Source organism: Rhodopirellula halodulae, assembly GCF_020966775.1.
Taxonomy (GTDB): Bacteria; Planctomycetota; Planctomycetia; order Pirellulales; family Pirellulaceae; genus Rhodopirellula; species Rhodopirellula halodulae.
The window spans coordinates 1,495,555-1,509,515 of sequence record NZ_JAJKFV010000029.1 but is presented as its reverse complement, the minus strand read 5'-3'; the positions used below and the strand labels follow the sequence as shown (position 1 = coordinate 1,509,515).

Here is a 13,961-nt window from a genome sequence, read left to right as displayed (position 1 = left end):
CTTCTCGTCTTGAAAAATTGAATTGCATCATTCAGTCCACGAAGGCGAATTCGTTGGTAAGAAACAAAACCTGGGCCAACTGAGCCAAGCGGTCCAACTGTGGCGTGCTCGATTGCTCGAACGGTCCACTGAAGTCATCCACCGAATTGGCCTCCACCGTCCCGGCATTACCCGAAGCGGAAATCTTGGAACGCCAAAAGAACGAATCGTTGGTCAGGGTGGGACCACTGTGTGCGATGAACTCGACCGTGTCCCCCTGCTTCACCGGTCGTTTGATCGTTGGCAACGGGCGATTGCTACTGAATTGTTTTTCGCTAAAGACAACTTCACCGGCGATGCGAATCGTCGCCTGGACGCCGTCACCTTTTTTCGCTCGATGGCCCACCATCCCGGTGACCTGCACTCGCCCATCAATGGGGCAGATCCATCGCCGAACCACCACTCCATCGTCTCCCAAGCCTGGGTGACCTCCCTCGCTCGTCAACGAAGCGTAACTCATCGGCCCAGGACTCGGAAAAGCCGACTCAACTTGCCACTTGTTGCTGTCAAAAACTTCAAAGGATCGAAAGTTCGACAGCTGGTTCTCTTTCCACGTTGCCGTTCCATACCGCCACAACGAACGGGGATCGGCTGACGCCGCGGGAGCCAACGCTTCCGAACTCACAAACGCCACGGCCTGCTGCAACTCCATGTTGTTTGGCTCTCGTTGAAGCAAATTGCGAAACAACTTGATCACCTGTTGCTCGACATCAAGCGCATTCCCCGCTCGAATCGAACGTGCAGCCTCCAACGAAGCCGTTGCCAGTTGCGAATGATTCATCAAGAACAACGCCTGCTGCGGCACGGTGGTCTGGTAACGTTCCGGCGAGTGCATGTCAGGGCTGGCAAAATCGAACGTTCGAAACAGCCCCGGCAAATTCTGGCGGTTGATCAACGCGTAAAGCGTCCGTCTGGGAGTGATCGTTTGGGAGGTGATCTCCACCGACTCCCCACCATACTGTTCTTGCAATTGATCCGCGCCCAATAGGATGCAATCCCGCAGCGACTCAAAATCTCGACGTCGGCGTTCCGCTCGTGCCAAGGATTGGTTGTCCGGATCCTTCCGAAGTGTTTCAGCACTCGCTATCGAAGCTTGTTGATAGATCCGCGTCGCCAGGATACGCCGCATCAGTCGTTGCGTGCTCCAATCGGACTGAAACCTTGCCGCCAGATCATCGAGCGTTTCAGGGATCGCGGGCGGCTCGGTTCGGAACCCAAAATCGCTCGGCGAATCCACCAGCGGCCGACCGACGAGATGTCCCCAGATGCGATTGACATATACCCGCGCCGTCAACGGGTTCTCGTTGGAAATGATCTTGTTGGCCAGATCCAAACGACCACTTCCGGAGTCGAACGGCTCTTCTTGCGGTGCTCGGAACGCCGTCAGGTATTGCCGCGGAGCATCTTCGCCTTGATTGCCTCGCTGCCCCCGCACGAAAACCTTTTGACGACGCAGCTTTTCACGATCGACCAGCATCAATGGGCTCGCCGCCGCATCTAAGTCTTCTGGCGAGACACTGTTGTTCAGAATGTTGTAGAGCGAGTAGTAGTCGACCGTCGGAATGGGATCGAACTTATGGTCGTGACAACGTGCGCACGAAACGGTCAGTCCCAGCAGCCCCCGAGAAATCACATCGATCCGATCGTCCAATGTGTCATCATTGGACAAGAACTTCCGTCCAATCGTAATGAAGCCCATCGCATCGGTGTTGCCGCGTTCATTGTTCGGATCCGTACGATCCCCTGCCAATTGATGCAGGATCATTTGGTCAACGGGCATGTCTTCCGCGAATGCACGCAGCACCCAATCTCGGTAGCGATGCGATCCCTTGATGTTTCGTTCTTTTCCGGCCGTCGTGTAGCCGATGGTGTCCGCATAGCGAGCCACGTCCAACCAATGCCGTCCAATTCGCTCACTCATTCGAGGGTCAGCCAGCAATCGATTGACACGACGCTGAAATGCATCGGGTCGTTTATCTTTGCGAAAGGAGGTTAGCTCCTCGAAAGACGGTGGCAGTCCCACCAAATCAAAGTGCAGCCGCCTCAGCAACGTGTCACGATCGGCGATTTGATTAACGGGCACGCCCATCTGCTCCGCGTAAGTTGCCGCCAGGTCATCAATGATGTCGCGAGATTGCGAATGGGTCTTCACTTCCTTCGCCGCCAGCGCGTCCGCCGTCACCGGCCGCGGCGGAACAAACGCCCAATGCGAATCAACATCACGGGACAGCGGCGAAGCCATCTCCTCCGCTTCGCTGTCACCTTCGCGAGGGTCAGCCGCTCCGGACTGAATCCAATGTTTCAGAATTGCGATTTCGTCATCACTGAGCTTTTCGTCCGGAGGCATTTCCAGCCCCGGTTCGCTGTAACTGATCGCGCGAACCAACACACTGGAGTCCGCATCCCCGGCCTTGATCGATGGGCCACGCGAACCGCCTCGCCGCATCGCCGCGGCGGTGTCCAATCGATAGTCCCCCATGGACTCCCCCGATTCTTCGGAGTGACATTCGTAGCACCGCTCGATCAACAGCGGCCGCACCTTGGCCTCGAAAAACTCGACGGCCTCATCAGCGAACATTCGGGAGGGAATGGCGGTCGCCCAACCGACCAAACAGGTCACGAGCAAGATTCGAAAAACGAAACGATCGGCGCGAGGCCGATCGTCGCAGCAGGGGCGGACGAACATCGTCGAATCGCTGAACGGTGGGAGGGGGTGTGGAGGCGGGGATCGGCCCGGTTCAGAAACGTGCCATCGATCACCCAAGGGGATGCCATGTGACAAACGTCTCGCTCAACGAGCCGATGGATCACATTGTAGCATCACACCTCCATAGAGTCACTCTTGAAATGACTTGTCCACCAATCTGGCCCGAAGCCGGTTTCCGTGCCCCGTGACCGTTCGCTCGTCTTTCAGCAACTCAATCGCTTCTTCCCAGTTGCCGGAATGCTCTTTGGTGCGAGCCAAACTGTAACGAGCGGAATCTTCCCACATCGACATTTGCTCCTCGTCCAACACACGTTTGCCAAACCAGTTGCCCGATGTTTCGAAGCGACCGTCGTCGTACTGCACCAAAGCCAACCAATGCGTAGCGGTCCGTTTGCCCAATCGCATAAACATTTGGATCTGCTGAAGCTGTTGATCGTACTGCTGGCTTTCAATCCCTAAACCACGACGAAGACCATAACGTTTTTGCAGGTCCACATTGATCCGCAGATCTTCAATCTCGAACTCCGGCGCCCGCTGTTCCAGGTATCGAGTTCGAGCGCCCTTGATGCCTTCGATCTCATCATCCGCGAATCGGCCGGTCAGATGTTGCCAACGTCCGCTCGTCAAATTCTTCGCCATTTCGTCTTCGCCTTCCAGCACCGCCCAACGCGACAAAAACCAAAACGAAAACAGCGGGTCACGGTCCACCATCCGCCGAGCTTCCGCCTGGTAGATGTCCGCCAGCAACGGCATGGTCCACACTCGCACGCCAGCGATCCCAGAAACGTCGTCCCAACGTTTCGCGACTTTGTCCACATCCATGTACAGAGTCATTCGTCGGTCACCCGTCAAACCGCTTTGCAGCTTCTTCATTCGAGGCGACATGGCTTCCATGCGAGTGTTCAACAACGCCACGCTCTGCTGGATATCGGTTCGCGAAAGCGGGTAGTCGTAGAAACCCGCCACGTCCAAACGACGCATCACGGTCGGTTCTTTTCGAGCTTCACTGAGCGTTGCAATCCCGACTTGATCTGGACCAGGAATCGGCAGTCCCAGTTCCGTTTCGAACAGATAGATTTCATCCCCGGCCAAAACGCCAACGGCCCATGGATTCAACGAACCATCGTCTTCTGATTGAGTCGCCAAGACGGCTGCGGAGACTCCCGCTTGCTGGCACAACGCCGTGAAGACGTTGGCTCGTTGCAACGCATCCCCGCGTCCTCGCCAGATGGACTGAAACAACGTCTGCCGATAGCCGGGACCTTCCAATTTCATCCCGAAAGGAAACTGCGGCCGTGGCACCTGAGGCGGGACGCCTTCTGAACTATCCAGCGGTTCAGCCGCCACATTGCGAATCGTCCAATCGAACAGCCGCGCGGCCGTCTGCAACTGCAGGGCGGGGTCCTCTCCGATCTCTTTCGGCAATTCTTTCAGCCAATCCGCCAACAGCAAATCATCGCGAATGGGAGCATCGATCCACTGAACCGCTTGGCGAAAAAGATACGCATCGCGGAGCACGGAAACGTCCGTCGGTCGAAACTCGCCTCGCAAAATTTCCTCGCGGACAACGTTCTCGGGAACAACCTCCGTCAACGTCGATGCCAGATCGGGAACTCCCCCGTCCGCGTCTTTCGCCGCGTTTGCTTGGGACCACTGATTCAGGTGATAAGAGATCTGGCGGCTCGCCTTTTCCTCGTTCAGCTCCATGAACTGGCTGAGCAGCGACACGGTCTCGCCCAAATGATCCTGCTGAGACTGCTTTTGAAGTGCAATCTGACGCTGAGTTTGAATTCGGCGGATGGTGTCCGAATCATCCGTGCACCCGACCATCCCAGTTGCCAACAGCGTCACAGTCAAAACCTGAGCCAACCCCAACGCGAATTTTTTTGCAAACAACATGGTGGGCTTGGCGGGCACGGGCACTGCGGATAGTTGAGATAGAAATTCGAAAGGGTCACCCGCGTCCAACGCGCGAGTCGGTCAATCACGGATCCAAATTCGCGGTCAATCAGCCAGGCTATCCACGGTCTCCCGCAGACGAAGCAATCGATCCAGCGTTCCCGCGAATTGGTCCAACGGGATCATGTTGGGGCCATCGCTTGGTGAAGTTTGTGGATCTGGATGGGTCTCAAAAAAGAGAGCATCACATCCGATGGCTACGGCCGCGCGAGCCAATGGTTCGACCATTTCCCGATTTCCGCCCGTGGCTCCGCCCAGTCCCCCCGGTTGCTGGACGCTGTGAGTCGCATCGAAGACCACCGGCACGCCCAGCGACCGCATGATCGGGATGGACTGCATGTCGTTGACCAAACGCCCGTAGCCGAAAAAGGTCCCACGTTCGCAAGCCATGACACCACCGTCCCCGGACCCCCGCAGTTTGTCGATCACGTACCGCATGTCACCGGGAGCCATGAACTGCCCTTTTTTCACATTGACGGGTCGCCCCGTTTGAGCCGCCGCTACCAACAAATCGGTTTGGCGAGCCAAGAATGCTGGGATTTGCAACAAGTCACAGACTTCGCCGACCGCCTTGGCTTGCTCAGGCAAATGGATGTCCGTGGTGACGGGCAGTCCGGTGTTGGCACGAACGGCTTCCAACAATCCCAGCCCCTGATCGATTCCGGGGCCACGTTGAGACGACAAACTCGTGCGATTGGCTTTGTCAAAGGAAGCTTTGAAGACAACCTGAACATCCGACCGCTCGTTGATTCGAGCCAAGACCTCGCCGATCTCCAACGCCAATTCGCGAGACTGCAACACGCACGGGCCAGCGATCACCAAGAGAGGCTCGCCGGGACCACACACGTGATCAGCGATCCGCACCGGTTGAATCTCAGAAGTCTCACTCATAACGTCGCGAATCCGTGCTCTGGCTCGGGTAGAAAAGGCGGACACCGACAACGCAATTCTCGAAGTTGCCGACCCGATCTATCTTGGCGACTGACCGTGCCGTTGCCAATTGGACGCACGACTCCCCCGGCTCGACGTTCGTGCGTTTTTTTCAAAGCTGGCAGCTAGGCTTGCTGCGGTTTCAACAACGTCACGTGGTTCGGCAGAACTTCAATCTTGACCGGCAATCGTCCGGCGTAGTCCCCATCCACTTGATATGGCACCCGAGACAGACTGTTCCAAGTGATCTTGGTGGCCTGATAGCGAAACACGTCCGACCGTTTCAAATGCCGCCCGCCGGGCAGCGACATCAAATAACGCAGCCCCGCAATCACAGAACCATAGGTCAGACTGATTAGATCCAAGCGACCATCTCGCCCGTTGGCTTCCGGTTCGATGGGCAACGAAGCCGCATAGCAAGGCAAATTGAACGCCATCATCCAACATCCGCTGGCTCGGATATTTTGCGTGGTTGGGATGGAAGTCTCGGCGTCAAACGACGTGGACAGCGAATTCTCCGAAGGCCCCGCGTTGACGGATGACGCGACTTTTTTCGCTGCCTTGGTCGCCGTCGCGAATTCCATTTCCGCTTCGATCACGGGGAACGCATAACGTCGAATGGCTCGCCAAATCGGACCGGCGTAACTGAATCGATTGATATGCCCTCGACGTGTCAGGTGCATCGCGCGAACGACCTCGGCGTCGAACCCAGCCGTCACCATGACCAAGAACAATCGACCGTTGGCTCGGCCAGCATCAATCGTCATCGCATGGCCGCGGCGAATCGTTTGAAACACGGCACCAGCTTGCCGAGAGTATCCGTAGTACCTCGCCAATAAGTTCTCCGTGCCCATCGGCATCGGGACAATTGGGATTCCGCTGGGCAACTGCCCCGCCAACAACGCCAGTGTCCCATCGCCTCCGGCTCCAACAACCGCCACATGGTCGATCGGAGACTCACCCGACTCGCATTTCTTCGCCTCAATCCGCTCAGCCAACTCCGGCAAGCTGTCCATGTGATAGCAAGTCAGCCCCTCCGCACGACACAGTTTGATCAGCCGAGAAATCTCGTTGCGTCCCGCGCCCGTGCCAGCCTTGGGACTGGAGAAAATCCAGACCTCGCGGATGAGACGTTTGAGTTTCTCGTTGGACACGACGCGACGAATACCAAGTGTGGGTGGAGAAGTGATGCAGAGTGTTCAATATTTCGGCGTGACCGCCTAGGCGGAAGTCGCCGGCTTTTGCCGGACTCCCTATCGCAGCCGTGCGGCATCGGCAAATTCGTTCGGCTGATGAACGTCTGACCGTTTGTGCTCTTCCAACCAGAGCCCAAATCTCGGCGATTCGTCGCGAAAAGGTTCGATCTCGGCCATTTCGAGACATTCACGGGATGCGAGAAGAAAATTTCGCCGTCCATTTGCCCGGCAAATTTCCGCAACCTAGGCTTCGACGGAACCAATCAATCTCAATTTTTGTTTCCGATTTCGCTTTGACTTCACTCCTCTGAGTTCTCACAGAGCAATCCCGTGCAACTGCTGCGTCGTTTCTGGGCTCCCGCAATCATCCTGCTCATGGTGGCAATCCATGCTGCGGTGATTGGCTACGTTCGTAGCCGAGTGGCTCGGTTGAGCAACATGCAAAGCTCAGCGATCGAGATCGGACTGTTGCGGTTTCAAAACCCAAATGTTCCGGACTGCACATTCCAATTTCAATTGCACGCCATCGTCGACCCATCTCGACGGTTTCGCGGCGAGGAACGATTGAAGCTCAACCAAATGCCAATCACGGAAGCCGCCGAACAAATGCTGCGGCAAGTCGATGCTTCTTGGTTGAACGATCCATCCCAAAAAGAAATTCGCGAACGATTGATGGATGTGGTTCTGCAACACCTGGACGAACCGCTGGTGCAACGAGTCGTGATCACGGACTGGCTGTGCTTGCCAAGCCAATCCGTCGGTCTGCATCATCAAGTCGCCTCCGCCGGCCATTGAACCAACCAGCGTGTTTCAGAAACGGCTTGTCCGCCTGTTTGAATCACAACTTTCAATCAATGCCGTCGGCTCAGACCGCCACGAAGGGCTGAATGACACCGGTGCTGTCCGCGAATCGTGGCATTGAGACGCCCATCAATTGAGCCTGTGTCAGCCACAAGTTCGCCAGCGGCGTTCCTTCGGGCATGTTGATGTGACGCCCGGATTTCACCCGGTTCCCACCACCCGCAACGATGATTGGCAAATCGTTGTACTGGTGCGTCGATCCATCCCCCAAACCGGAACCGTAGGTGAACAGCGTGTGATCCAGCAGCGTCGCACCATCGGGCTGTTCAATGGCGTCCATCTTTTGAACCAAATACGCAAACTGCTGCATGTGGAACAAATCCACTTTCAACAAGTCATCGATCATCTTGGTTTGGTTGTGTGACATCTGGTGATGGCTGCGAGGCGTATCGAACAGGCTCTCAAATAGAAACGGTGTGTCCCAACGTTCAGGCCCGACCATGAACGTGGCCACATTCGTCAGCCCGGTTTGCAAAGCCACCACCATCAAATCGCCCATCAACCGAATGTATTCGCCTCGCGGAAGGTGGGCCTCCGGCGGTTCGTCCATTTGAATGCGAGCCAATTCGCCTTTCATTTTCTCGAGCCGATCCATCTGCAGCTCGATCGCTCGGATCGACTCGAAGTACTCCGCGAATTTGTGTCGGTCGTCGTAGGCCAGTTCGTGCTGCAGCTCATGAGCGTCCGCGAGAACCAAATCAGTCACGTCCCGATAACGATCAATCTCTCGCGTGCTGAACAATCGGCGGTACATTTTCCGCGGGTCGCGAATGGACGGTGCCAGATGCCCCGTTCCATACCATGAGATGTTGTCGAAGTAGATAGATTCCTTGTTGTCACGATGGCTGTTGCAACTGAACTCCAACGTTGAAAACGGTGTTTGGCGTCCAATGTGATCGGCGACCAAATGATCCAACGTTCGATCGAGTGGCCAAGCCGTTCCCTGGACGGTGTAAGGCACCGCACTGCTCAGGTAACAAGATGCACACTGCGCGTGCACGTCGGTCCCCTGTTGAAACGTGCGATCCATTCCGGTGATCAAAGTCAACTTGTGCTTGATCGGCTCAAGCGGCTGCATCGTGGGAGTCAACTCGCCCAACGGTTGGTCGCTGGCGAATGGGTTTTGCTTTCCCAGGGACTTCATCACGTTTCCGAGATTTCCCTTCGGAATGATGTGCTCCGCTTCGCCCGGAAAAAACCCGCGTCTCACGACACCGATGGGCACATAGAAATGCGCCATCCGCATCAGCGGCGTGGAGGCTTCCCCCGCGGTGGCCAAACTGGGCATCCAAGGCAATGCCAAGGAAGCACCACCCATGCCCCGTAAAAACTGACGGCGTGTGGTTCGTCTCATGGAATTTCCTCTTCTCGTTGGGACTGCGATGACGAACAAAAGGGCTCGCTCAACACCACCTGCCGCAGCAACGTCTGCATCCGGTATTCATCTTCGATCGTCGCGGCAGCGATATTCTCGACCGCGATTTTGTCGGTGGGTCCAAGGGGACGAGCCAACGCGAATGTCAACAAGTGGCCAGCCAACGCCTCCGTGAACCGATCCTTTTCGGCGAGCAACGCATCCTTGAACTCGACAACATCCGCGAACGAGTGTTTTCGAAACAACGTCCCGGCCATGTCGACTTCGCGACCGTTCTCGTATTGTTCTCGCCACGTGCCGATCGGGTTGTAGTTCTCCAAAGCAAACCCCAGCGGGTCAATCTTTTCGTGGCACCCTTTGCAATCGGATCGCTGCCGGTGCATCGCCAAACGCTCGCGAAGCGTTAGGTGCTCCTCGCCCTCCGGCGGTTTCTCATCCAAAGCAGGCACGTCAGCGGGCGGTGGTTCCGGCGGGTTGTTGAAGATCACGCCGGCCATCCATGCCCCTCGCGTGATCGGTTGAGTCCGCTGCGGTCCCGACGTCATGGTCATCACCGCCGCATTCGTGATCACGCCGCCCGTGCGTCGATCTTTGATCGGCATCCTGCGGAATCGAATTGCCGTCACGGATTGGCCGCGACGTTTGGGGTTTGTTGCGAGCTCTCCGTAGGCGTTCTCCAGCAAATCGGACCGGTACGTGAAATCAGAATCGAGCAACTGGGTGATCGGTTGGTTCTCGATCAACACCGTCTCAAACAACAACAGCGGTTCCAGCATCATGTGCATGCTGTCGCGATACTTCAAAAAGTAGAACTGCGGAAATTGTTCGCGGTCGGGAACGGACGAGACAATTCGATCGAGTTGTAACCACTGGGCTGGAAACGAGTCGCAAAAACGCTTGAGCCGGCGATCGCGAATCATCCGGTCGAACTGTTCATTCAGCACGTCAGGTTCGTGCAAGGTTCCTGCCTCGGCAAGCTGCAGCAACTCCGAGTCCGGCAAACTTCCCCACAGAAAAAACGACAACCGCGAAGCAAGTTCAAAATCGCTTGCTTCGCTGTCGTTGTCATCAGCGACTTCACCGTACAGATACAGAAAACGCGGCGAAGAGATCACCGCGGCCGCGACCGACTTCATGATATCGACAAAGGGATCCTCCGCTTGCACACGATTGACAGCGTACTGCGTGTAACGATCCACCTGGACGTCGGTAACTTGACCGCGAAAGGCTCGATGAAGAAACCGCACCATTCGCGGACGCAACTCGGCCTCGATGGTTGATCCCGTCGACTGATCCCACTGCTCCGGTTCGCGAAAGAACCAGTTCCAGACACCGACGTTCTTGGAATGGAAGTCGGGGCTTTCGGTGATGGACGTTCCCAACTTCAAGAACGATTCCATCAACAACGGGGACAAGGAAAGGTGGTCCGCCTGGTTGTCGTATCCGTGTTCGGCACGCAAGTCTTGCGGAAACGCCGCGACGCCGGCCAGCCGAGGTTCGATCATTTGAGACTTACCCAATGGCCGACTGCCCACGAACACTTCGTCAGGCATCTTTCCATTCTGCGGCTGAAAGTAACCGCGATGCTCGCGAAGCATTCGTTCGGGCAGAGTGAAGACGATGCACTTCAACTCAAACAGATCCATCACCGCGTTGTTGTATTGAAAACGGTTCATGCGGCGAATCGGCGTCTGAATCACGGGATGTGTTTCAGCCACCTTGTCGTGCAACGCCGATGTCAGTTTCGCCAACAACTTGGTGCGAGTGGCCTGCGGCAACGGCGGCTCATCTTCGGGCGGCATCTCATTGCGATCCAAGACCTCGATCAAACGCTGCAATCGATCTAAATCCTGCCCCATGTTTTCGTGACGGAGACCATTCAGGCTGACTCCCGCGGCGGGATCATCGTCTTGGTCATGGCACATCACACAGTGTTCTTCGAAGACCGCGGCAATCGACAACTCACGATTTGGCTCAACGCTCGGGTCGGTGCCGACTTCTTCCGCGTGAACAGGCGAGCCCGTCCATGCGTTCGATAGAAACGCGATCCACATGGCAGCAACGCAGCGGATGCCAGCGCATCTGTATCGGCGTTTGAACTGAATGGACAGCAGATTCCGCATGGGAGAGAAGTCCCTTGTCTGGGGCGGATTGGGGCGGGAGGGAAGCAAGGTGGGACGATCCATCCTAGCTGATGCGAAGCTACAGCGCGGAAGAACCAGATATCTCACTCGGAGCTGACCGACACAATTCAAAAAAATCCAACGTCGCTGCAAAGAAAAAGACGCGATCAGCCCACGGCGTGTCGCAATGTCTTCGCTTCCATGCCGTCGTCGCAGCTTCCTGCTGGCGAGCGTTCTTTTCCTCGAGCAAACCCCTCGGTTGTTGGTCGAAACAGCGTCTGAGCCGGAGTTTACGAAGCAAACGGTGGCTCTTTCACGACAAACGTTGCTCGGTCGCCCGCACGCGGGAATTTTTTTCATTTTGCATGAGGGGATCGCCGTCGGTTCCACGCATGACTCCGTGACCTCCCAATCGCCTCTCTTCCAAGGACCGAGTCATGATACGCTTCTCAATCCTCGCCATCCCCTGTTTGCTGGCTTGCTTGATTTCGTCCGCATCCGCGGGATCGATCCCCGGCGACATGCCGCACACACGATTGCTCGACTCGGATTTGGCCCAAATTCAAACGGACTGTGAAGCTCTTCGGGGGCGACTGACGCAACTTCGCCAGCAGGTCAAAACCGCCCGCGACGGAGTGGGGCATGCGATCGACGCAACCAAAACAATTCGATCCATGGACAAGAAAGTCAAAGACCTCGTCGACGATTTGCAACCCTACACATCCATTCCCAAAGTCCGCACGCTGGCCCGAACGCTTCGCAAAAACCTGGAACGAATCCAGGAGCAACTGCACACGCTGCGTAAGAAAACTGACAAGGCAGAAGAAGATGTCCTGCGTCCCATGCGAGATCGTCTGCGTTCGATGGAGCAAACGATATTCGGTGCCGAACAGAAGCTAGTGGCGTACTCGCGAACGATCACACAGCGACGTCAAGACTTGCAGGGCCTCGTCTCTCGCGCTCGATCCGTCCCCGGTGGCGTGCCCGCAGCCGAATCGGTTTCTCGAGTGACTCGGCCCAGCGTTCAAACCTTCGCCAGTGGTCTGCGTAACGTTCGCCAACAAGTCGACCGTTTTGGCAACGGGTTGACTCAGCTGAACGCTCCCGTTCGTGTCTACATGCAAGTCGATCAGTCTTTGATTTCCTTCGATAAGAAGTTGGCACCCGCCGAAAAAACCGTAGCCAAACTCGAAAAAACTCTCGGCAAAGAACTGACGATCAAAGTTCCGTTCTCTCGAAAGAAACTGCAATTCAGCATTCGAGAGATCTTGGAGGCCCCCGGAAAAATCCTCGGCGTCGTGCTGAAACCATTGGAGGCTTTGGCAGACAAGGTGCTTCAACCGGTGCTCAAAGAGCTGAAGGTTGAAATCAAAGCTCCCAAAGGTCTAGAGGAATTGGCACGCGAACTGAACTCGCTCCCCGCTTTGCAACGGTCGATGCAACGAGAAGCGGATCAGTTCCAACGCAGCCTGGAGCAACAGTTGGAACAAAGCTTCCGCACCCTGCTCACCAAGTCGCTTAAGTTTCCCGCTCATCTCGTTTCGCATCGATCCGATCCACGCGACAATGAGCCTCGCGACAACGAAACCATTCGCCAGACGCCCCCCTCGTCACCTGCACCGAAACGCAACTACCCCGTGATGTTCTTCCAAGTTCCTTGAACGGCTTGTGGTTGCCGGGAGCAAGAATCAACGAACGCAGGATGAACGTGCTTGCCCGTTCAACTTGCGGTTGTCGGCCAAGAGTGGCCAACCTACGGTCGAATCAACAATCCATGAACGAACGTCGCGATCGAGTTGAGTCAACCGAGCCCAATTCATCGCTTGCTTCGCTGCTCCATGAAGTGGGCATATTCAGAGACCGTCACCTCTCCGTCTTTGTTTGCATCGGCGGGAAATGGCTTCAGAAGCATGGTCTCCGCCTCCGACTCATTCAGTGAGCCCGATCCGTCTTTGTCGTATCGCTTGAGAATCCGCTCGGCATAACGATAGAACTTTGAGTCTTTGTCGATCGACTCAAGGCTGTGTTGCGCAGACTTCTCAGGCTCGGTCTGCGATTCCCAAACTCCAATGACTGCCCGGCGAACCTGTTTGCTTTCTGACTTCGACAGTTGCAACAACAAGTCCTGTTTTTCTGTCAGCTTCACCTGGCAAGCTTGCAAGAGCATCAAATGAACCTCGGCGTGCTGATCGTCTTGCTCCAACAATGCGATCAGCTTTTCACCAGTCAGCTCAGGATGTTCGCGGAGCACTTTCATGACTGGCCGACACGGATCCGCATCGAGACTGCTTGCGGTCTTGTATTGAAAAACCTTGAGAACCAATCTGGCATGAGCGATCGCCAAGTCGACTTGGTCGCTGTCTGACAAACCGATCTGAGCAATCGACTTGAAAGCCTCACTTGCCGTCATGAAGTTCGTATCTTCGAGGCAGTGCAAAACCACCGGCTTCAAGTCTTCCCCGGATAGGACTCGCTGGCAGATCTGCAAGGCGTTCAATCGGTTGACGTCGTCCGAATCCTGCATCGCCATTTCAGCCAGGCGTTCTGACACCTCATCGGGCAACCTGGATTCGGCTGAACGCTCTTCGCTTTGCGGCTCATCCTCGGCGGTCAAACTCGTGGCCACGCCACTGATTCCAACGAAGCAGAGTCCGGCCAAAATCCACGTGAGACTTCTCATACGACATTTCATCCAGGGAAGAGGGCGAAGCTTGAGCAGCTTTCAATATAGAACCAATCCACCGCGTTCCCGGGAGCCATCACCCGATTCG

At 56.0% G+C, this 13,961-nt stretch carries 9 protein-coding genes; 2 read left to right on the top strand and 7 right to left on the bottom strand.

Going from position 1 to position 13,961, the window contains the following annotated elements:
- Nucleotides 1–31 precede the first annotated feature (31 nt).
- The 4 genes from LOC70_RS18415 to LOC70_RS24520 form a co-directional block, all read right to left on the bottom strand.
- Complete coding sequence (locus LOC70_RS18415) at nt 32–2,617, bottom strand: PSD1 and planctomycete cytochrome C domain-containing protein (RefSeq protein ID WP_255716447.1); 2,586 nt, start codon at nt 2,615–2,617, stop codon at nt 32–34.
- 258 nt (nt 2,618–2,875) lie between these two features.
- Nucleotides 2,876–4,645 carry a hypothetical protein gene (locus LOC70_RS18410; RefSeq protein WP_230255452.1) on the bottom strand — a complete coding sequence of 590 codons (1,770 nt, stop codon included), beginning with the start codon at nt 4,643–4,645 and terminating at the stop codon, nt 2,876–2,878.
- Nucleotides 4,646–4,750: 105 nt separating this feature from the next.
- Nucleotides 4,751–5,596, bottom strand: a complete 846-nt coding sequence (gene kdsA / locus LOC70_RS18405; RefSeq protein ID WP_230255451.1) for a 3-deoxy-8-phosphooctulonate synthase — start codon at nt 5,594–5,596, stop codon at nt 4,751–4,753.
- 164 nt (nt 5,597–5,760) lie between these two features.
- The gene (locus tag LOC70_RS24520; protein WP_230255450.1) at nt 5,761–6,789 is read right to left on the bottom strand and encodes a diacylglycerol/lipid kinase family protein; all 1,029 of its coding nucleotides are present in this window, start codon (nt 6,787–6,789) and stop codon (nt 5,761–5,763) included.
- A 417-nt stretch (nt 6,790–7,206) separates the two neighbouring features.
- Between LOC70_RS24520 and LOC70_RS18395 the strand changes: the two genes are divergently transcribed.
- The gene (locus LOC70_RS18395; protein WP_255716443.1) at nt 7,207–7,626 is read left to right on the top strand and encodes a hypothetical protein; all 420 of its coding nucleotides are present in this window, start codon (nt 7,207–7,209) and stop codon (nt 7,624–7,626) included.
- A 70-nt stretch (nt 7,627–7,696) separates the two neighbouring features.
- Here the strand turns inward: LOC70_RS18395 and LOC70_RS18390 are convergent, their stop codons facing one another.
- Together LOC70_RS18390 and LOC70_RS18385 are read right to left on the bottom strand one after the other, a co-directional pair.
- The gene (locus LOC70_RS18390; protein ID WP_230255448.1) at nt 7,697–9,046 is read right to left on the bottom strand and encodes a DUF1552 domain-containing protein; all 1,350 of its coding nucleotides are present in this window, start codon (nt 9,044–9,046) and stop codon (nt 7,697–7,699) included.
- Nucleotides 9,043–11,190 carry a DUF1592 domain-containing protein gene (locus LOC70_RS18385; RefSeq protein ID WP_230255447.1) on the bottom strand — a complete coding sequence of 716 codons (2,148 nt, stop codon included), beginning with the start codon at nt 11,188–11,190 and terminating at the stop codon, nt 9,043–9,045. Before LOC70_RS18385 ends, LOC70_RS18390 begins: the two co-directional genes overlap by 4 nt.
- Nucleotides 11,191–11,627: 437 nt before the next feature.
- On the opposite strand from LOC70_RS18385, the gene LOC70_RS18380 reads away from it, so the two are divergent.
- Entirely contained in the window at nt 11,628–12,851 is a 1,224-nt protein-coding gene (locus LOC70_RS18380) for a hypothetical protein (RefSeq protein WP_230255446.1), read from the top strand.
- Between the two features lie 155 nt (nt 12,852–13,006).
- Here LOC70_RS18380 and LOC70_RS18375 read toward each other — a convergent pair whose 3' ends face one another.
- Complete coding sequence (locus LOC70_RS18375) at nt 13,007–13,870, bottom strand: hypothetical protein (RefSeq protein WP_230255445.1); 864 nt, start codon at nt 13,868–13,870, stop codon at nt 13,007–13,009.
- Nucleotides 13,871–13,961: the final 91 nt, after the last annotated feature.